The sequence below is a fragment of the Methylobacterium sp. CM6247 genome (assembly GCF_054817925.1).
In genome coordinates, this window is sequence record NZ_JBTXKX010000003.1 from 5,354,102 (window position 1) to 5,374,509 (window position 20,408).

The window sequence follows — 20,408 nt, forward strand, 5'->3', positions numbered from 1 at the left end:
TCATTCACGCCGCTCGCGTCCATATCCGGCCCGCTCCAGATTGTGGCGCCGCGCTTGACGGACGCGCGCGTCCGCAAGCCAAGGCGCCCGATGCCGAAACGCACCGACCTCTCCACGATCCTCATCATCGGTGCCGGTCCGATCGTGATCGGGCAGGCCTGCGAATTCGACTATTCCGGGACGCAGGCCTGCAAGGCCCTCCGCGAGGAGGGTTATCGGATCGTGCTGGTCAATTCGAACCCGGCCACCATCATGACCGACCCGGACATGGCGGATGCGACCTATGTCGAGCCGATCACGCCGGAGATCGTCGCCAAGATCATCGAGAAGGAGCGCCACGTCCTTCCCGGCGGCTTCGCCCTGCTGCCGACCATGGGCGGCCAGACGGCCTTGAACTGCGCCCTCTCGCTCAAGAAGCTGGGCATACTCGAAAAATTCGACGTCCAGATGATCGGCGCAACGGCCGAGGCCATCGACAAGGCCGAGGATCGGCAATTGTTTCGCGACGCGATGACCAAGATCGGCCTGGAAACGCCGAAATCGGCCGTCGCCAACGCGTCCGCCGCCAAGAAGGTGGATCGCGAAAAGTACCTCGCTGAGATCGCCCGGATCGAGACCTCCACCGACGAGGCCACTCGCCCGGCCGCCCTCGCCGCGTTCGAGAAGAAGTGGCACGCGGGCGAATCCGACCGTCGCAAGCGCTACGGCGAGCATGCCATCGGGCAGGCGCTGATCGCGCTGGCCGAAGTCGGCCTCCCGGCCATCATCCGCCCCTCCTTCACCATGGGCGGCACCGGCGGCGGCATCGCCTACAACCGGGAAGAATTCCTCGACATCGTGGAGCGCGGCATCGACGCTTCGCCGACCAATGAGGTCCTGATCGAGGAGAGCGTCCTCGGTTGGAAGGAATACGAAATGGAGGTCGTTCGTGATAAGAACGACAACTGCATCATCGTCTGCTCCATCGAGAACATCGATCCGATGGGCGTCCATACCGGCGATTCCATCACCGTGGCCCCGGCCCTGACGCTCACGGACAAAGAGTATCAGGTGATGCGCGACGCATCGCTCGCGGTGCTGCGTGAGATCGGCGTGGAGACCGGCGGCTCGAACGTGCAGTTCGCCATCGACCCGGCCACCGGCCGGATGATCGTCATCGAGATGAACCCGCGCGTGTCGCGCTCGTCCGCGCTCGCCTCCAAGGCCACGGGCTTCCCCATCGCCAAGGTCGCGGCCAAGCTCGCGGTGGGATACACCCTCGACGAGATCGCCAACGACATCACCGGCGGCGCGACCCCGGCCTCGTTCGAGCCGACCATCGACTACGTCGTCACCAAGATCCCGCGCTTCGCCTTCGAGAAATTCCCGGGCGCCGAGCCGACGCTGACCACGGCGATGAAATCGGTGGGCGAGGCCATGGCCATCGGCCGTTGCTTTGCCGAATCGCTGCAGAAGGCGCTGCGCTCCCTGGAGACCGGCCTGACCGGCCTAGACGAGATCGAGATCGAGGGGCTCGGCAAGGGCGATGACCACAATGCCATCAAAGCGGCGTTGGGCACGCCGACCCCTGATCGCCTGCTGAAGGTCGGTCAGGCCCTGCGTCTCGGCGTCAGCCACGAGGAGGTCCATGCCTCCTGCAAGATCGATCCGTGGTTCCTGGAGCAACTCCAGGCGATTATCGATCTGGAGAACCGGGTCAAGGCCCACGGCATCCCCACCACACCCGGCGCGCTGCGCCAGCTCAAGGCGGCGGGCTTCTCGGACGCCCGTCTCGCCGTGCTCGCTAAGACCGACGAGGACAGCGTCCGTGCCGCCCGCCGGGCGCTGGGCGTCCGCCCGGTCTTCAAGCGCATCGACACCTGCGCGGCCGAGTTCAAGGCGCCCACCGCCTACATGTACTCTACCTACGTGGCGCCCTTCGCCGGCACCGTGGTCGACGAGGCGCAGCCCACCGACGCCAAGAAGGTCATCATCCTCGGCGGCGGGCCCAACCGTATCGGCCAGGGCATCGAGTTCGACTATTGCTGTTGTCACGCCTGCTTCGCGCTCACCGAGGCCGGCTACGAGACCATCATGGTCAACTGCAACCCGGAGACGGTCTCCACCGACTACGACACCTCCGACCGGCTCTATTTCGAGCCGCTGACGCAGGAGGACGTGCTCGAGATCATCGAGACCGAGCGGCAGGCCGGCACGCTGCACGGCGTCATCGTCCAGTTCGGCGGCCAGACCCCGCTGAAGCTCGCCCGCGCTCTTGAAGCGGCCGGCGTGCCGATCCTCGGCACCTCCCCCGACGCCATCGACCTCGCCGAGGACCGCGACCAGTTCAAGCGCCTCCTCGACAAGCTCGGGATGAAGCAGCCGAAGAACGGCATCGCCTATTCAGTCGAGCAGAGCCGCCTCGTGGCCTCGGATCTCGGCCTGCCCTTCGTGGTGCGCCCGAGCTACGTGCTGGGCGGCCGCGCCATGGCGATCATTCGCGACGAGGTCCAGTTCGCCGACTATCTCCTCGACACTCTGCCGAGTCTGATCCCGTCGGACGTGAAATCGCGCTACCCCAACGACAAGACCGGCCAGATCAACACGGTGCTGGGCAAGAACCCGCTCCTGTTCGACCGCTACCTGTCGGATGCCACCGAGATCGATGTGGATGCCATCTGCGACGGCAAGGACGTCTATATCGCCGGCATCATGGAGCACATCGAGGAGGCCGGCATCCATTCGGGCGATTCCGCCTGCTCGCTGCCCTCGCGCTCGCTCTCGCCCGAGACCATCGCCGAACTGGAGCGCCAGACCAGAGCGATGGCGCTGGCCCTACAGGTCGGCGGCCTGATGAACGTGCAATACGCCATCAAGGACGGCGCGATCTACGTGCTGGAGGTGAATCCGCGCGCCTCGCGCACCGTGCCCTTCGTCGCCAAGGTCATCGGCGAGCCCATCGCCAAGATCGCGGCGCGTGTCATGGCCGGCGAGCCGCTCGCGAGTTTCGGGCTCGAGCCCAAGGTCCTCGACCATATCGCCGTCAAGGAAGCCGTGTTCCCCTTCGCCCGTTTCCCCGGCGTCGATGTCCTGCTCGGACCGGAGATGCGCTCCACCGGTGAGGTCATCGGCCTCGATTCGAGTTTCGGCGTCGCCTTCGCTAAGAGCCAGCTCGGCTCGGGCACCCTCGTGCCGAAGAGCGGCGCGGTATTCGTCTCAGTCCGTGACGCCGACAAGGCCCGCATCCTGCCGGCCATCCGGGAGTTGTCGGAGGCCGGTTTCGTCATCGTCGCCACCAGCGGGACGCAGCGCTACCTCCTGGAGAACGGCGTCCCCACGGAGCGGGTGAACAAGGTGCTGGAGGGCCGGCCGCACGTGGTCGATTCGATCAAGAACGGCGACATCCAGCTGGTGTTCAACACGACGGAAGGCGCAGGCGCACTCTCGGACTCGCGCTCCCTGCGCAGGGCGGCCCTCTTGCATAAAGTCCCGTACTACACCACTCTAGCCGGAGCGATGGCAGCGGCCGAGGGGATCAAGGCCTATCTCGAAGGTGATCTCCAAGTCCGCGCTTTGCAGGAATACTTCGCGGCCTAACATTTGATGCTGCGTCCGACTTGATTGGACGTAGCAGGTGCCAAGGCTTCAAGACCATCTTACTCTGGCCCGGAGGGAGCATTCCGCTCCCGACCGGGCCTATTCATTGTGGCGCGAGACGATGACGATAGACAAGGTTCCGATGACGGTGCGCGGGTTCGCTGCGCTGGAAGCCGAGCTGAAGCATCGCCAGCAGGTGGAGCGTCAGCGCATCATCCAGGCCATCTCTGAAGCGCGCGCGCTCGGCGACCTCTCGGAAAATGCTGAGTATCATGCCGCCAAGGAAGCGCAGTCCCACAACGAGGGCCGCGTCATGGAGCTCGAGAGCATGATCGCCCGGGCCGAGGTGATTGACGTGACCAAGCTGTCCGGCACCAAGATCAAGTTCGGCGCCACCGTGAAACTGGTGGACGAAGATACCGAGGAAGAAAAGACCTACCAGCTCGTTGGTGAGCCCGAGGCAGATGTCCGTTCGGGTCTCGTCTCGATCACCTCCCCGATCGCTCGCGCTCTCATCGGTAAGGGCGTTGGCGACACCGTAGAGGTGACGACGCCGGGTGGCGGCAAGTCCTACGAAGTGGTCGCGGTCCAGTACGGCGTCTGACGTCGGAGAGATCTCATCATGAAGCCGGCGGCATGCCGCCTTTCAGTCAGGATCCTGCAGAGAGCGGCGATCGGTATCGCCGCTCTTCTCGCTATGGCCGCGCCGACCCTCGCCCAAGGGCTTTCATCCTTCGGTACCTCGAGACTGTCGACCATCCGTGTGGATGTGGGGCCTTTGCTGGCTCAGGGCGGCGGTGCCCCCGCGGAGGCGCTTCGCGGGGATCTCCTGACCGCGTTGAATCAGGAGTTCGCCGACAGGCTCGGCGGGACCGGACCGGTTCTGGTGGTGAGGATCAAGAGCCTGTCGCTACGTCCCTATACCGGCAGCGAAGGTGGCCGCAGCGGCTTTGGTGGCGGCTCGCAATCCGACTATCTCGATGGCGAAGCCCTGCTCGTCGGACGTCGGGGCGAGGTACTTGCCCGGCATCCGCAGCTTTCAGCCCTGCCGTCGAGTTCGGGCGGAGCATGGTATGACATGGATTCGGAACGCCGCCGCGTAGCCGCGATAGCTCGGCACTATGCCGGCTGGTTGCGCCGAGCATTCCCGTCGAACTGACGCAGCCATGTCGATCTTGGGAGCGGCCGGTGTAATGCGACCTGCTGGTGAACTCGTGTCCGCAAAACTCGCTCATCTCGGCGCCTGGATCGTTACGGACGGCAAGGCCGGCGATGAGAACCAGTGCATCGGTCTGGCAGAGACGCTCGGTCTGGACTACGAGATCCGCCGCGTCTCGCCGCGCCCCCCTTTCGGCTGGCTCGCCCCGTGGGGACCGATCGACCCGCGTGATCGCCCGGGCCAGCGAGGCGGTGCCTTGGCCGGTCCCTTTCCCGAGATCGTGATCGCCTCGGGCCGCCGCGCCGTTCCCTATCTTCGCGCGATCCGAAAAGCGTCGAAGGGCCAGACCTTTACGGCCTTCCTGAAGGATCCGCGGACAGGCCACGACACTGCGAATTTCATCTGGGTACCGGATTACGACGATCTTCGCGGGCCGAACGTGCTCACCACGCTGACGGCGCCGCACCAGGTGACGGCGGCACGTCTGGCGGCTGCGCGCCGCTCACCCGACCCCCGTCTGACCCAACTTTCGAAGCCTCGCGTAGCGGTATTGATCGGGGGTGACAGCCGCCATCTGAGCTACCGTACGACCGACATGAAGCGGCTTCTCGCCCATCTGACGAAGCTGGCCGATGGCGGTGCGTCGCTCATGCTCACGGTGTCCCGCCGCACGCCGTCGCCCCTGCGTTCGGCCTTGCAGCGCCTCGTCGAAGAGAAACAGGGATTCTTCTGGGACGGCACTGGAGCGAACCCCTACGTGTCGCTGCTGGCGCTTGCCGACGCCATCGTGGTCACGTCGGATTCGGCCAATATGGTGGGGGAAGCGGTGAGCACCGGCGCGCCGGTGCTTCTCTTCGATCTCCCCAAAACCTACATCCGGCACAGGCGGCTCTTCGCCGGGCTGGCCATGGCGGGCGCGCTGAAGCCCTTCACCGGCCGTCTGGAAGAGTTGCATTACACCCCCCTCGACGCGACGCCGACCATCGCAGAAGCTATGGCCCGCGCCTATATCGAGCACCGCGCCGGGTTCGCACCTGCGTCGCGGCCGTAGGAGACGTCCGAACCATGGCCCCCCACCATTCCAAGCTCATCATCATCGGCTCAGGCCCGGCCGGCTACACCGCCGCCATCTATGCGGCCCGCGCCATGGTCGAGCCGCTCCTGATCTCCGGCTTCCAGCCGGGCGGCCAGCTGATGATCACGACCGATGTCGAGAATTATCCGGGCTTCGCCGATCCCATTCAGGGACCGTGGCTGATGGAGCAGATGAAGCTCCAGGCCGAGCATGTCGGCACGAAGATCGTGTCGGAATACATCACCAAGGTCGATCTGCAGGCGCGGCCGTTCCATCTGGAAGCCGATTCCGGTGAGACCTACACCTGCGACGCCCTCATCATCGCCACCGGGGCGCAGGCGAAATGGCTCGGCCTGCCGTCCGAAGCGAAGTTCCAGGGCTTCGGCGTGTCGGCCTGCGCCACCTGCGACGGGTTCTTCTTTCGCGGCAAGGAGGTCGTGGTGGTCGGCGGCGGTAACACGGCCGTCGAGGAGGCGCTCTATCTCGCCAACCTCGCCTCGAAGGTCACGGTGGTCCATCGGCGGGGCGAGTTCCGTGCGGAGCGCATCCTGCAGGAGCGCCTGTTCAAGCATCCCAACGTCGAAGTGGTCTGGCATCACGCGATCGAGGAGATCTGCGGCAGCCAGTCACCGCCCTCGGTCACGCATCTGCGCCTGAAGGACGTGAGGTCGGGCGCGATCACCGAGCGGAAGGCCGACGGCGTCTTCGTCGCCATCGGGCATCAGCCGGCGACCGGGATCTTCGAGGGACAGCTCGTCATGCGCCATGGCGGCTACATCGAGACGAAGCCGGGCACGACCGAGACGGCGATCCCCGGTGTCTATGCCGCCGGCGACGTGACGGACGATGTCTACCGGCAGGCGATCACCGCGGCCGGCATGGGCTGCATGGCGGCGCTGGAGGCTGAAAAGTACCTCGCGGCCCTCGAACTGGGTGAAACCCCACAGCAGGCTGCCGCCGAATAGGGAAATTTTCGTTCGGCGCCTTGCGTCGGGCGTCAACCTAATCGCAAGATCGTTGTCCTAAAACCAGCACGAGCCGAGTTCCATCGGCTCGGCGTCCCGTGTTGTTTGGCCGAACCGTAGGAAACGGCGGCCGGGCACACCGAGACACGGCAAAGACCGATCCCAGACCGAACCGGGTCCGGCATCGGGAGTCCGGTCGTCGGAACGGGGCTGCGTGAGGGGGTTGGACGCCGTGGACTGGGACAAGATCCGGATCTTCCTCAACGTTGCCGAGGCTGGCAGCTTCACCCGCGCGGGCGACGATATCGGCCTGAGCCAGTCGGCGGTCAGCCGCCAGATCAGCGCCCTCGAACGCGAGTTGAAGGCTCCCCTCTTTCACCGTCACGCACGTGGCCTCATCCTGACCGAACAGGGCGACCTTCTGTTCCGGGCCGCGCGGGACATGAAGCTGCGACTGGAGAACACCCGGGCGCGTCTAGTGGAAACAAGCGAGCGCCCGAGCGGCGACCTCAAGGTGACGACCACGACGGGTCTCGGCACCTCCTGGCTCGCCCAGCGTGTCGCGGAATTCCTGGATCTCTATCCCGATGTCCGCGTCGAGCTCATCCTCACCAACGAGGAACTCGATCTGGCCATGCGCGAGGCCGACGTCGCGGTTCGGATGCGGCGACCCGCCCAACCGGACCTGATCCAGCGCAGGCTGTTCACGGTGCATTACCATGCCTTCGCCTCGGCCGATTACGTGAAGCGGTTCGGCGAGCCGAAATCCATTGCAGATTTAGACAATCACCGCCTCGTTTCCTTCGGCGGCAACGAACCCTCCTACCTGCTGGCGACCCATTGGCTGTCCACCGTCGGCCGTGAAGGCCAGGAGCGGAGAACGATCCACTTCACCGTCAACAATATCGCCGCCCTGCAGAAGGCGATGGAGACCGGCGCCGGCATCGGTATCCTCCCGGATTACGCGGTCGAGGGGCAGACCGGCCTTATGCAGGTGCTGCGCGACGTCGAGATGCCGCATATGGAGAGCTACCTCGTCTATGCCGAGGAGATGCGCTCGGTGGCGCGCGTCCAGGCCTTCAGGGACTTCCTCGTGGCGAAGGCCCAGCGCTGGACCTACTGACCGGAAGAAGTCTCTCAAGGCCTGTTTGCGTTGTTAATCCAGGGCTTTACCTCATCCTGAGGTGTCGCGTAGCAGCCTCGAAGGAGGCTACCAGGGATAGCACGACAGCTGGAGCTCTCCTTCGAGGCCCTTTGCTCAAGCAAAGGGCTCCTCAGGATGAGGTGGTCTGCTGGGATGATCGACTGCGGCATAAGCTTCCACCGAAAAAGCCGATCAAACCGGGCCTCAGACGAACAGGCGCTCGTTTTCGAGACCCTTGTAGAGCCCGGCCACCTGCTCGCCGTAGCCGTTGTAGATCAGCGTCGGAACACGCTGGTCGGTGCCGAGTACGCGCTCCGATGCCTGGCTCCAGCGCGGATGCGACACTGCCGGGTTCACATTGGCCCAGAAACCGTATTCCGAGGCCTGGAGGCCTTCCCAGAACGTCTTCGGCCGCTCGGCGACGAAGGACAGCTTCACGATCGACTTCACCGATTTGAAGCCATACTTCCACGGCACCGCGAGGCGGATCGGCGCGCCGAACTGGTTGGCGAGCGGCTTGCCGTAGATGCCCGTGGCGATGAAGGCGAGGTCGTTGTTGGCCTCCTCCATCGTCAGACCCTCGACATAGGGCCACGGATAGAGGAACGAGCGCTGGCCCGGCGCCATGGCCTTGTCCATGAACGTCTCCATGCGAACGTATTTCGCACCGGATGCGGGCTTTGCCAGGGCGACGAGCTTGGAGAGCGGGAAACCCGTCCAGGGCACCGACATCGACCAGGCCTCGACACAGCGATGGCGGTACAGCCGCTCCTCGAGGGTCATCTTGCGGACCAGATCGTCGATCCCGATCTCGAACGGCTTTTCGACCAATCCGTCGATCTTGATGGTCCAGGGGCGGGTCTTTAACGCGTTAGCAGCCGGCAGCACGGTCTTCGACGTACCGAACTCGTAGAAGTTGTTGTAATCGGCCGAGAACTTCTCGGCCGTCAGCGGACGGTCGAGCGTATAGGCATCGTTACGCGCCGCCGGATAGAGACCGCTCGTCGGATCGGCGGCAGCGAATGCGTGCTCGACGCCGACGAGAGACGTCGCAGCGAGGCCCGCGGCCCCGCCCAGCAAGGCGCGGCGGTTGAGGAAGACGCTCTCGGGCGTCGCGAGGCGCTCAGGCATTTCCCAGCCGCGACTGCGCTTGATGTACATGTGCCGTCCTCGAAAATGGTGGGATCGCCGCTTGCGGCGGCTGTATCCCGCGAAGATCGTCCCCGCCGCGCATCAGCGCAAGCGAGGCCTATCGTCACCATTCGATGAGAGGCCGCCACCGGTTACATCGGCGTGCCGCTCAGGGGCGCGCCGCGTCGTCGCGCAGGGCGCGGCGAAGCACCTTGCCGACATTGGTCTTCGGCAGCGCGTCGTGGAAGACGATGCGCCTCGGCACCTTGTAGCCGGTCAGCTGCGAACGCGCGTAGCTCCGCAGCGCCTCGACATCGACGCTCTTATCCTTGAGCACCACATGCGCCACCACCATCTCGCCGGTCTCTTCGGATCGGGTGCCGACTACCGCGCATTCGAGCACGCCGGGATGGCCGACGAGGATTTCCTCCACCTCGTTCGGGTAGACGTTGAAGCCCGAGACCAGGATCATGTCCTTCATCCGGTCGACGATGCGTACCTGCCCGTCTGCCTGAAGCACCGCCACGTCCCCAGTGCGGAAATAGCCATCGCTGGTCGTCGCCAGCGCCGTCTCGTCCGGCCGCTTCCAATAACCCGCCATGACCTGTGGACCACGCACGCAGAGTTCGCCCGGCTCGCCGGGAAGGACGTCTCTCCCCTCGGCATCACGGATCGCCACATCGGTCGAGGGAACCGGAAAGCCGATCGTACCGGTCCAATCCGCCCTCGGGTCGTTCACGCAGACCACGGGGGAAGTTTCCGACAATCCGTAGCCCTCGACGATGGCTTTGCCCGTGATCGCCTTCCACTTGGCCGCCACGGGAGCCTGCACGGCCATGCCACCGGCGATGACGAAGTGGATTGCGGAGAAATCCACCTCGGTGATCTTCGGGTGGTTGTTGAGCATGTTGAAGAGCGTGTTCACCCCGGAAATATGCGTGAAGCGATTGCCCTTCAGGGTCTTCACGAACCCGTCCACGTCGCGGGGATTGGGGATGAGCAGGCAGCATCCGCCAATGCTCATGAACAGGAAGAAGCAGCCGGTCAGGGCGAAGATGTGATAGAGCGGCAGGGCCGTGACCATCACCCGGTCGACCCCATCGGTCTCCGACACGCAGAACCAGACCCGGCACTGAGCCACGTTGGCGACGACGTTGGCATGGGTCAGCATCGCCGCCTTGGCCGCGCCCGTCGTCCCCCCGGTATATTGCAGGAAGGCGAGATCCTGCGGCCCGACCGGGACGGACACTTTCGGCAGGCTTCGCCCGCGGCGCACGACCGCGTCGAAGCGCAACGTCTTCCCCGTGGGCAGTCGATAGGGAGGCACCGCCTTCTTGATATGGCGCGCGGCGAGATCGATGATCCGGCCCTTGAGGCCAAGCCCGTCACCCGGCCCGGCGACGACGATCCGATCGAGGTCGAGATCGGCGCCCGCGCCGGCGACCGTATGGGCGAAATTCTCGAGGACGAAGAGCGCCTTCGCGCCTGAATCGTTGATCTGCACCGCCAGTTCACGGGGCGTGTAGAGCGGATTCACATTGACCACGACGCAGCCGGCCAGAAGGATTCCATAGATCGTCGCCGGATAGGCCGGCACGTTCGGCATCATGATGGCGATCCGGTCGCCCTTGCCGAACCCCTCGGCGACCAGCCAGGCCGCAATGGCATCGGCGGAGGCACCGAGTTGGGCATAGGTGACGGATGTGCCGAAACATCGGATCGCCGGACGAGCGGCGCATTGCGTCGTGCCGAGCCGCAGGATGTCGACGAGGGTGCGCGGGCTGCCGACGTCGATCTCGGCGGGTATGCCGGGCGGATACATGGAAAGCCATGGGCGCACGGAAACCGGCCCGGGGGCCGTGCCTTGGATCATCTCGATCCTCCCTCTGATGTGCGCGGCGGCTTGTTATCCGCGCAGCGGCTTGGTGCCGCCTTCGTTCATATGTAAACTATCTTTTCGACGTCCCTGTCATCGGATCAAACCGCAATCGACGGGGCGCCGGGTTTCTTCCGCCGCGATCTGTCACGAAGTGCCAGCCACACGAGTATGGCATGAGGCAGAAACGCGGCGAGAACGAGGGACGCTCCCAAACCCGCCTCGCCAGTCGATAGAGCGCGCCTGGGCCAGGGGCCGAAGCCCGCCATATGAGCCTGCCCGATCACTGCGAAAGCGAACCATAACGCGAGAAAGCCCGCGCCGCTGCGGAGAAGGCCGGTGGCGAGGCGTCGACCCCAGGATGCCGCCGAGGTTCGGCCGCCGATCAGGAGTGCGCCCACCGCCAGGGCCGAGCCGAACACGAAGGCCGACGAAGCGGAACCAAGGGCGAAGGCAACGCTCATCGGCTGATAGGTGAGGAAGGTCATGCCGCCGGTGGCAAAGCCTGCGCGAAGCACGAAACCGCCGAAGGTCGGATAGAGGCTGAGGGCGAGAAGTAGCGTGACCCCCAACAGGACACCGACGATGCGCCGGGGAAGGGACGCGGTGCTCGCCGCCGCCATCGCGACGAGCCTCGCCAAGCCATAGATGATGGCGAAGGTGAAGAGCGGGTATTGCTGCAGGAAGAAGCCGTAGAACCGCGCCGCCAGCTCGGGCGGAAGCGGCGAGGCTTGGCTCAGCCCGGTCACGGCCGTGGCGCACAGCGCGAGGAACGCGGCCATCAGCGGGAATGCCGCAGGCACGAGCGGTGAGATCGCGCCTACGGGAGAAGTGGCGGCGGCCGGGACGAGCACCGCCGACGCGCCGCCGGATGGCATCACGCTTCGTAATTGTCGCGGACGAGCCGGTCGAGGAGGCGCACGCCCCAGCCCGCACCCCAGCTCCGGTTGATCTCACTGGGGCTCGACGACATCGCCACGCCGGCGATGTCGAGATGGGCCCAGGGAACGTCGTTGACGTAGCGCTTGATGAACGAGGCGGCGGTGGCCGCGCCGCCATGGCGGCCGCCGGTGTTCTTCATGTCGGCGAACTTCGAATCGATGGCCTTGTCGTAGGCCGGGATCAGCGGCATCCGCCACACCGCCTCGCCGGTCGCCTCGCTGGCGGCGGCGATCTTGGCGGCAAGCGCATCGTCGTTAGAGAACATGCCGGCGATGTCCTGGCCGAGGGCGACGATGATCGCGCCGGTGAGCGTCGCCAGATCGATCATGAATTTCGGCTTGTAGGCGCTCTGCACGTGCCAGATCACGTCGGCGAGGACGAGACGTCCCTCGGCGTCGGTGTTGATGATCTCAATGGTCTGGCCGGACATCGAGGTGACGATGTCGGCGGGGCGCATCGCGCCGCCATCCGGCATGTTCTCGACGATGCCGATTGCCCCGATGGCGTTGACCTTCGCCTTGCGCGAGGCGAGCGCGAACATCGTGCCGACGACGCAGGCGGCGCCGCCCATATCGCCCTTCATGTCTTCCATGCCACCGGCGGACTTGATGGAGATGCCGCCGGAATCGAAGCACACGCCCTTGCCGATGAAGGCAATGGGGGCCTCGGACGCGTCGGCGCCGCCGTTCCACCGCATCACGACCACGCGCGCTTCGCGGGTGGAGCCCTGCGCGACGGCGAGGAGCGCGCCCATGCCGAGGGCTTCGAGCTTACCGGGGCCGAGAACCTCGACCTCGACGCCGAGCTTGGTCAGCTCCTCCGCACGCCGGGCGAATTCCTCCGGGTAGAGCACGTTCGGCGGCTCGTTGATGAGTTCGCGGGCGAGCAGGACGCCGCCGGCCACGGCCTCGGACTGCTTGGCCGCCGCCTCGGCTCCCGAAGGATCGCCGACCATGAGCGTGAGCGCGGTGACGCGGCCTTCTTCGCCCTCGGGCTTCTTCTTCGTCTTGTAGCGGTCGAAACTGTAGACGCGCAGGCGCGCTCCGAGAGCGAAATCGGCGGCATTGGCCGGGCTCACCGACGCGCCGGGCCAATCGAGGGCGACATGGGCCTGGCGGCCGCTGAGCTTGCTCGCGGCATAACCGCCGAGCGCCGGCCAATCGATCTTGGCGCGATCCTTCTCCGAACCGACGCCGATGACCAGCAACCGGTCGGCATCGAGCCCGGCGGGCGCGGGCAGCGCCAGGGAGGTGAGCGACTTGCCCTTGAACCGCTCGCTCGCGGCGGCGCGCGCCACCAGATCGGACGCGCCGCGGCCGACGGCCTGTGCGACAGCGGGGGAGAGAGCCAGATCATCGCCGACGAAGAGAACGATGTCGCCGTGGCCGACCGGGCCGAGCGGCCCGAATGCGATCGTGATACCGTCCGCCATAAGTCACGCTTTCCGAAGGTCAGGATTGGTGCGTGCGACGGAACACGCGCCGCCGCGACACTCCCTGTGTACCCATTGATGCGGAGAACGCAACGCGATCCGCCCGCCGCGAAACCGCCCGAATTGAAGTGCCCCAGAGTGATCGACATCGGTGGACGGGCACGATGCCGGGGGGCATGAGGAAGGCCCGTGGGACGCGTCCCACGGACGCCATGCGCTAGGGCCCGCCGCGAGATCCGATGACGCAAATCGAGCGCTACATATTCAGGATCGCGGCCGGGGCCTTCCTCGCCTGCCTGATCGGCCTCACGAGCACGATATGGGTGACGCAGGCCTTGCGTGAGCTCGACCTCATCACGGCCAAGGGTCAGACCCTCGTCATCTTCTTCCTGATCACCGGGCTTTCGGTGCCGACGCTGATCACCGTCATCGCTCCCGTGGCGCTGTTCATCGCCGTCGTCTACGCCCTGAACCGGCTGAACGGCGATTCCGAACTCATCGTCATGTCGGCCGCCGGTATGCAGCCGCGCCGGATCCTGCGTCCCTTTCTTACCCTGGGGCTCATCGTGAGCGCGGGCGTCGCCTTTCTGACGATCCAGGTGATGCCGTCCTCGTTCCAGGAACTGCGCGACGTGTTGACCCGCGTGCGCGGCGATTTCATCGCCAATGTGGTGAAGGAGGGCCAGTTCACCGAGCTCGACAGCGGCATCACCTTCCATTTCCGCGAGCGCGGTCCCGGCGGCACGCTCCAGGGCATCTTCATCCAGGACAAGCGCGAGGCCGGGAAGACGGTGGTCTATCTCGCCGAGCAGGGACAGGCGGTGGATTACGAGGGGCAGAGCTATCTCGCCCTCGAGAAAGGCAGCATTCACCGGCAGCAGAAGGATTCGCGGGATTCCTCGATCATCACCTTCGAGCGCTACACGGTGGACCTCGCGGCCTTCACGCCGCCTGACGGCGAGACCGTCTACAAGCCGCGCGAACGGTCGACCGCGCAACTCCTCTTCCCCGACACCAGCGAATCCTACTATCAGACGCAGAAGGGCCGTTTCCGCGCCGAAGTGCATGACCGGCTCTCGGCCTGGCTCTATCCTCTCGCCCTGACCCTCATCGCCTTCGCGGCTTTGGGCGATCCGCGCACGACGCGCCAGGGTCGCGGTCTGGCAATGGCGGGTGCGGTCATCGCCGTCATCGTGCTGCGCATCGCGGGCTTCGCCGCTAGCAGCGCGGCCGTGCGAAGCCAGGGCGCCGTCTTCGCCATCTACGCCGCCCCGATTCTGGCGTTGGCGATCTCCTGCCTCGTCGTGTTCAACGGGGCCGCCGTGCGGGACTGGAACGCGCGCGTCTCCATGACCCTGACGAATTTCGGCCGCGCCATCCTGCGCCGGCCGCGCCTCGGCGACAGGTGAGGCCGCCGCGATGATGATCGGCTTCACCCTCGGCCGCTACTTCGCCCTGCGCTTCCTGCGCACGGTGCTCGGCGTGTTCATCACCGTCTTCGCCCTGGTCTACACCCTGGATTTCGTCGAATTGCTGCGGCGCGCCGGCGACACCGAGGGCGCGTCCACAAGTTTGATGGCCCAGCTCTCGCTCTACCGGACCCCGGCCGTGGCCGAGGGCGTCCTGCCTTTCGCGATCCTGTTCGGCTCCATGGCGGCCCTGCTGCAGCTGTCGCGCAAGCTCGAACTCGTGGTCGCGCGCGCCGCCGGAATCTCGGCCTGGCAGTTCCTCCAGCCCGGCATTCTGGTGGCGCTGGCCATCGGGGCTTTCACGGTGGGGGTCTACAATCCCCTCTCGGCGGCGATGAAGCAGCGCTCGACCGAGATCGAGGCCAGGATCTTCGCGAAATCTACGAAGGCCAATTCCGGCAAGGATTTATGGATCCGCCAGAACAGTCTCGACGGACAGGCGATCCTCCGTGCCGGGACGGCGATCGAGGGTAGCACCACCCTGGCGGGGGTATCGGTCTACACGTTCGACGAGAACGGGGTGTTCCTGTCGCAGATCGAAGCCGCGCGTGCGACGCTGCACGACGGTTACTGGTCCCTTCAGGACGCGCGGCTCCTCACCAAGGGCCAGCCGCCCGAGGGCTACGACACCTATATCCTCGCCTCCAATCTCGATCCCGGTCAGGTGAAGCAGCGCTTCACGCCTCCGGAATCTGTGCCTTTCTGGCAACTGAACGAGACCATCGCACGGACGGAGCGGGCCGGGTTGGATGCGACGCGCTACCGACTCCAGTATGATGTCCTCATGGCGAGGCCCATTCTCTTCGTTGCCATGGTGCTCGTGGCAGCCAGCGTTTCCTTAAGGTTCTTCCGCTTTGGTGGAGTGGGCAAGCTTGTGCTTGGCGGCGTGGCGGCGGGGTTCTTCCTCTACGTCGCGCGGCAGGTCATGGAAGGCCTCGGCGCATCAGGCATCGTGTCGCCCCCGGTGGCGGCATGGTTCCCGGCCGTGGTAGGGAGTCTTCTCGGTACGCTCACGCTTCTCTATCAGGAGGACGGCTGATGCCGTTGTCGGTGACGGGATGCGAAACGAGGCCGAGGCAGAGGTTGGGACACGGGTTGCGTAAAGTCTCCGACATCGCGAAGCTCGCCGGCTTGCTGGCGTTCGTCTCCGGCGCCGCGCTCACGCTCGGCACCGATGGAGCGAGCGCGCAGGCGACCGGTCGAAGCGACAAGGGCCAGGCCCGCAAGGCTACTCCGCCCAAGGCCGCCGCGCAGCCCGCGCCTGCCCCCACGGGCAAGCCGGCCGAGCGGCTTCTCGTCGAAGCCGCCGAGCTGATCTACGACAACGACAACAACACCGTCACGGCGCGCGGCAATGCCGAGCTTCATTACGGCCCGCGTACCCTTCAGGCCGACCGTGTCCGCTACGACCGGGCCAGCAGTCGCGTCTTCGCCGAAGGCAATGTGCGTCTCACCGACGAGACCGGCGCGGTCGTGACCGGCGATACGATGGAGCTGACGGACGATTTCCGGAACGGGTTCGTCGATGCCCTGCGCATTCAGCAGACCGTCGAAATGCGGGGCCAGCCGGTGCGGACGCGCTTCTCCGCGCCGCGCGGCGAGCGGGTGGACGGCGAGCAGACGACCTTCGAATCCGGCACCTACACAGCTTGCGAGCCGTGCAAGAACAACCCGGAAACGCCGCCGCTCTGGCAGGTGCGCGCCGCCAAGATCATCCACAACAACGAAACCCACATCATCGGGTTCGAGGAATCGACCCTCGAGATCGCGGGCATCCCCGTCGGCTATCTGCCGTATTTCGAGGCGCCGGATCCGACGGTCAAACGCAAGACCGGCTTCCTCACGCCGCGTTTCATCAACTCCACCGCGCTCGGCACCGGCATCTCGACGCCGTTCTTCATCAACGTCGCGCCCAATTTCGACATCACCCTGTCGCCCTCCTTCCTGAGCGAGCAGGGAATTCTCGGCCAGGGCGAACTGCGTCACCGGCTCGAGACCGGTTCCTATACCATTCGCGCCACCGGCATTTTCCAGACGACGCCCAGCGCCTTCCTTCCGGGCCCTCTCGGCGCGGGGGACCGCGACTTCCGTGGTTCGATCGAGTCCAAGGGTAATTTCTACATCAACGACCGCTGGCGCACCGGCTGGGACGTCGTCGGCGTCACCGACAAATGGTTCCTCGACAATTACCGCGTTCGCAATTCGAGCATCACCACGGATTACTTCCGTGAAGCGGTGTCGACGGCCTACCTGATCGGTCAGGGTGACCGCTCGTGGTTCGAGGCGCGCGCGTATTATTTCAAGGGCCTGTCGAGCTACGATTGGCAGAAGGAGCAGCCGATCGTTGCTCCGGTGATCGACTACGATAAGCGGATCAACGGTCCCGGCTTCCTCGGCGGCGAAGTGCGCTTCGAGGCAAACATCACGCATCTCGACCGCGAGGCCACGGATTTCCAGGCGATCCCGCGCACGGGCTCCTACTACTTCAACCCCACGGTCAACGGGACGACCTATTCGCTCTACGAAACCTGCACCACCTTCACGCGCAGCACCTGCATCATCCGCGGCCTGGCGGGCAGCAACACGCGCGCATCGGCGCAGTTGTCATGGCGCCGGACCTTCATCGACGATGCCGGCCAGGTGTTCACGCCCTTCGCCTATCTGCGCACCGACGCCTTCTTCGTCGACCCGCGTAATTCCGGCTATCAGAACGCCCTGGCGCAGACGATCAGCACCACGGATTCGGATTTTTCAGGGAGGGTCATGCCGGCGGTGGGCCTCGATTACCGCTATCCCTTCGTGAGCAATTTCGGCCCCCTCGGCGTTCATACGCTCGAACCCATCGCGCAGGTCGTGATCCGTCCGAGCGAGACCCATATCGGCCGCCTGCCCAACGAGGACGCGCAGAGCCTCGTCTTCGACGACACGTCGCTGTTCGAATGGGACAAGTTCTCCGGCTACGACCGCGTCGAGGGCGGCGTCCGCACCAATCTCGGCGCACAATACTCGGTTGTGACGCCGTCGGGCTGGTACGCGAACGTGATGTTCGGCGAATCCATCCAGGTCGCCGGGGTCAACTCGTTCCGGCGCGGCGACCTCGCGAATGTCGGCCTCGATTCCGGCCTCGAGCGTCGGGAATCCGATTATGTCGGACGGTTCCAGCTGTCGCCGAACCAGAACATCAGCTTCGTCAGCCGCGCGCGCTTCGAACAGCGGGACTTCTCCGTCAACCGCATGGAGACGGGCGTCATCGCGCGCCTCGCGCCTTTCGCGCCCATCGACCTGTCGATGTTCTACTCCTACTACGCTGCCCAGCCCCTGCTCGGTTTCAACAACCGCAGAGAAGGCCTGACCGCGTCGGCGACCTACCACATCACCCCGAACTGGTTCGTCACCGGCTCGGCCCTCGTCGATCTCACGCACTATCTCGACGTGCGCGATAATTTCGCCAACGCCTACACGTCCTATCTCGCCAATCCCGTCGGCGCGGCGCCCGTCTATACCAATCCCGGCCGCGCCAACCTCGCCGGATTGAGCATCGGCGGCGGTTATCAGGACGAGTGCACCACCTTCTCGCTCAACTACATCGTCTCTCCGACGGCTGCGGCCCTCGGCGTCACGGAGCGCAACCGCACCGTGCTGCTGCGCGTCGAGTTGAAGACCCTCGGCGAAGTCGACCTGCGCCAGAACGTCAACATCGCGAGCACGGCCGACGGCATCGCGGCGACCCGGTGAGATTGGGCGAGAGCCCGGTCTCGCCTTCATTCGGCGACGAAACAGGCCATGACGGTGCATAGACCCATTGCGCTCACGATGGGCGATCCGGCCGGTATCGGTCCGGAGATCGCTCTCATGGCCTGGCTGGCCCGGGACGAAGGGGCCGGGCTTCCGCCGTTCTTCCTCATCGGCGATCCCGATTTCATCGAGGGGCGGGCGAGCAGCCTGGGCTTTCAGGTTCCGGTGGCGGAGGTCGGCCCCGATCTCGCAGTCGAGGTCTTTCCCCGCGCACTCCCGGTGATGCCCCTGCCGAGCGGCACCCGGGTCGGCGCCGTGGCCGGACGACCGAGTGCGGCGGATGCCGGCGCGACCCTCGAATCGATCATGACGGCGGTCGGTCTGGTCCGGTCGGGCGAGGCGATCGCCCTGGTGACCAATCCGATCGCGAAATACGTCCTGACCAGCGTCGGCTTCGCCTATCCCGGCCATACGGAGTTCCTCGCGGCCCTTGCGGTGGAGCCCGGGAAAGCCGCGCCTCTTCCAGTGATGATGCTGTGGAGCGAAACGCTCGCCGTGGTCCCGGTGACGATTCACGTCGCCCTGCGCCGAGTGCCGGACCTGTTGACCCAGGACCTCGTGGTCCAGACCGCGCGGATCGTGGCGCGCGACCTCACCGAGCGGTTCGGAATCGCTCATCCGCGCCTTGTCCTGTCGGGGCTGAACCCGCATGCGGGCGAGGCCGGCACGATGGGAACGGAGGACCGCGACGTGCTCGAACCCGCCGTGGCGCAACTCCAGAACGAGGGGATCGATATCAGGGGCCCGCTTCCGGCGGACACGCTGTTTCATCCCCGCGCCCGGGCGACCTACGATGTCGCGCTGACACCGACCCATGACCAGGCGCTGATCCCGATCAAGACCATCGCTTTCGACGACGGCGTGAACGTCACCCTCGGCCTGCCCTTCATTCGGACCTCCCCCGACCACGGCACGGCCTTCGACATCGCCGGCAAGGGCATCGCGCGGCCGGACAGTCTCATCGGCGCCCTGCGCCTTGCCGCCAGACTTGCAGGTCAGCACTCTTGAGCGACGACGGTCTCCCGCCCCTGCGCGATGTCGTGCTGAAACACGACCTCGCGCCGAAGAAGGCGCTTGGACAGAACTTCCTGTTCGACCTCAACCTCACCGGCCGCATCGCACGCGCGGCCGGCCCGCTCGAGGGCGTCACGGTGGTGGAGGTGGGGCCCGGCCCCGGCGGCCTGACGCGTGCCCTCCTCTCGGCGGGCGCCGCCCGCGTGGTGGCGATCGAGCGCGATCCGCGCGCCCTCCCCGCCCTCGCCGAGATCGCCGCGCATTACCCCGGGCGCCTCGATGTCGTCGATGCCGACGCGCTTCGGTTCGACCCGCGCCCCCTCGTCGGCGACGGGCCGGTGCGGATCGTCGCCAACCTTCCCTACAATGTCGGGACACCGCTGCTGACCGGGTGGCTCACCGAAGCGTCATGGCCGCCCTGGTGGGAATCCCTGACGTTGATGTTCCAGCGCGAGGTGGCTGAACGGATCGTCGCGGACGAATCCGACCGTGCGAATTACGGACGCCTGGGCGTTCTCTGCGGCTGGCGCACCGAGGCGCATATCCTGTTCGACGTGGCGCCCTCGGCCTTCGTGCCACCACCGAAGGTGACATCGAGCGTGGTCCATTTGAGGCCGAGGCACACGCCCCTCCCCTGTTCGGTGACGGCGCTCGAACGAGTGACGCGCGCGGCGTTCGGTCAGCGCCGCAAGATGCTACGCCAGAGCCTGAAGGCCGCCACCCCCGACCCGGCGCGCCTGCTCGACGCGGCGGGAATTGTGGAGACGGCTAGAGCGGAAGAAGTACCGGTGGCGGGCTTCGTCGCGATGGCGCGAGCGCTGGACTGATCG

The 20,408-nt window shown here is 65.7% G+C and carries 15 protein-coding genes; 11 read left to right on the top strand and 4 right to left on the bottom strand.

Annotation, left to right across the window (positions count from 1 at the left end; translation table 11 throughout):
- Nucleotides 1–90 precede the first annotated feature (90 nt).
- The 6 genes from carB (at nt 91) to ACYQOP_RS26410 (ending at nt 7,898) form a co-directional block, all read left to right on the top strand.
- Nucleotides 91–3,576 (top strand): carbamoyl-phosphate synthase large subunit, encoded by a 3,486-nt coding sequence (carB, locus tag ACYQOP_RS26385; RefSeq protein WP_461225102.1) that lies wholly within the window; start codon nt 91–93, stop codon nt 3,574–3,576.
- Between the two features lie 127 nt (nt 3,577–3,703).
- A complete protein-coding gene (greA, locus tag ACYQOP_RS26390; RefSeq protein WP_187273304.1) occupies nt 3,704–4,180 on the top strand; it encodes a transcription elongation factor GreA in 477 nt (158 codons plus the stop codon).
- Nucleotides 4,181–4,198: 18 nt separating this feature from the next.
- Nucleotides 4,199–4,735 carry a hypothetical protein gene (locus tag ACYQOP_RS26395; RefSeq protein WP_461225104.1) on the top strand — a complete coding sequence of 179 codons (537 nt, stop codon included), beginning with the start codon at nt 4,199–4,201 and terminating at the stop codon, nt 4,733–4,735.
- 34 nt (nt 4,736–4,769) lie between these two features.
- A complete protein-coding gene (locus tag ACYQOP_RS26400) occupies nt 4,770–5,786 on the top strand; it encodes a mitochondrial fission ELM1 family protein (protein ID WP_461225105.1) in 1,017 nt (338 codons plus the stop codon).
- A gap of 14 nt (nt 5,787–5,800) precedes the next feature.
- The gene (trxB, locus tag ACYQOP_RS26405) at nt 5,801–6,775 is read left to right on the top strand and encodes a thioredoxin-disulfide reductase (protein WP_461225107.1); all 975 of its coding nucleotides are present in this window, start codon (nt 5,801–5,803) and stop codon (nt 6,773–6,775) included.
- A gap of 232 nt (nt 6,776–7,007) precedes the next feature.
- The gene (locus tag ACYQOP_RS26410) at nt 7,008–7,898 is read left to right on the top strand and encodes a LysR family transcriptional regulator (protein ID WP_056431588.1); all 891 of its coding nucleotides are present in this window, start codon (nt 7,008–7,010) and stop codon (nt 7,896–7,898) included.
- Nucleotides 7,899–8,123: 225 nt separating this feature from the next.
- On the opposite strand, the gene msrP is transcribed toward ACYQOP_RS26410, so the two are convergent.
- The 4 genes from msrP to ACYQOP_RS26430 form a co-directional block, all read right to left on the bottom strand.
- Nucleotides 8,124–9,080: a protein-methionine-sulfoxide reductase catalytic subunit MsrP gene (gene msrP / locus ACYQOP_RS26415; protein ID WP_056431138.1), complete on the bottom strand. Its 957-nt coding sequence runs from the start codon at nt 9,078–9,080 to the stop codon at nt 8,124–8,126.
- A 139-nt stretch (nt 9,081–9,219) separates the two neighbouring features.
- Nucleotides 9,220–10,923, bottom strand: a complete 1,704-nt coding sequence (locus tag ACYQOP_RS26420) for an AMP-binding protein (RefSeq protein WP_461225110.1) — start codon at nt 10,921–10,923, stop codon at nt 9,220–9,222.
- 104 nt (nt 10,924–11,027) lie between these two features.
- Nucleotides 11,028–11,804, bottom strand: coding sequence for a hypothetical protein (locus ACYQOP_RS26425; RefSeq protein ID WP_461225112.1), 777 nt, complete (start codon nt 11,802–11,804; stop codon nt 11,028–11,030).
- A complete protein-coding gene (locus ACYQOP_RS26430) occupies nt 11,804–13,300 on the bottom strand; it encodes a leucyl aminopeptidase (RefSeq protein ID WP_461225114.1) in 1,497 nt (498 codons plus the stop codon). The genes ACYQOP_RS26425 and ACYQOP_RS26430 overlap by 1 nt, the downstream gene beginning before the upstream one ends.
- 239 nt (nt 13,301–13,539) lie before the next feature.
- On the opposite strand from ACYQOP_RS26430, the gene lptF reads away from it, so the two are divergent.
- Genes lptF through rsmA form a run of 5 tightly spaced genes read left to right on the top strand, consistent with a single transcriptional unit; the run spans nt 13,540 to nt 20,405 of the window.
- Nucleotides 13,540–14,709 (top strand): LPS export ABC transporter permease LptF, encoded by a 1,170-nt coding sequence (gene lptF, locus ACYQOP_RS26435; protein WP_056431151.1) that lies wholly within the window; start codon nt 13,540–13,542, stop codon nt 14,707–14,709.
- Nucleotides 14,710–14,719: 10 nt separating this feature from the next.
- Nucleotides 14,720–15,808 (top strand): LPS export ABC transporter permease LptG, encoded by a 1,089-nt coding sequence (gene lptG / locus ACYQOP_RS26440; protein WP_056431154.1) that lies wholly within the window; start codon nt 14,720–14,722, stop codon nt 15,806–15,808.
- A 56-nt stretch (nt 15,809–15,864) separates the two neighbouring features.
- Entirely contained in the window at nt 15,865–18,504 is a 2,640-nt protein-coding gene (locus ACYQOP_RS26445; RefSeq protein ID WP_311275077.1) for an LPS-assembly protein LptD, read from the top strand.
- Nucleotides 18,505–18,552: 48 nt separating this feature from the next.
- Nucleotides 18,553–19,572 (top strand): 4-hydroxythreonine-4-phosphate dehydrogenase PdxA, encoded by a 1,020-nt coding sequence (gene pdxA, locus ACYQOP_RS26450; RefSeq protein WP_419951813.1) that lies wholly within the window; start codon nt 18,553–18,555, stop codon nt 19,570–19,572.
- Nucleotides 19,569–20,405 carry a 16S rRNA (adenine(1518)-N(6)/adenine(1519)-N(6))-dimethyltransferase RsmA gene (gene rsmA, locus ACYQOP_RS26455; RefSeq protein ID WP_056431163.1) on the top strand — a complete coding sequence of 279 codons (837 nt, stop codon included), beginning with the start codon at nt 19,569–19,571 and terminating at the stop codon, nt 20,403–20,405. Before pdxA ends, rsmA begins: the two co-directional genes overlap by 4 nt.
- Nucleotides 20,406–20,408 lie beyond the last annotated feature (3 nt).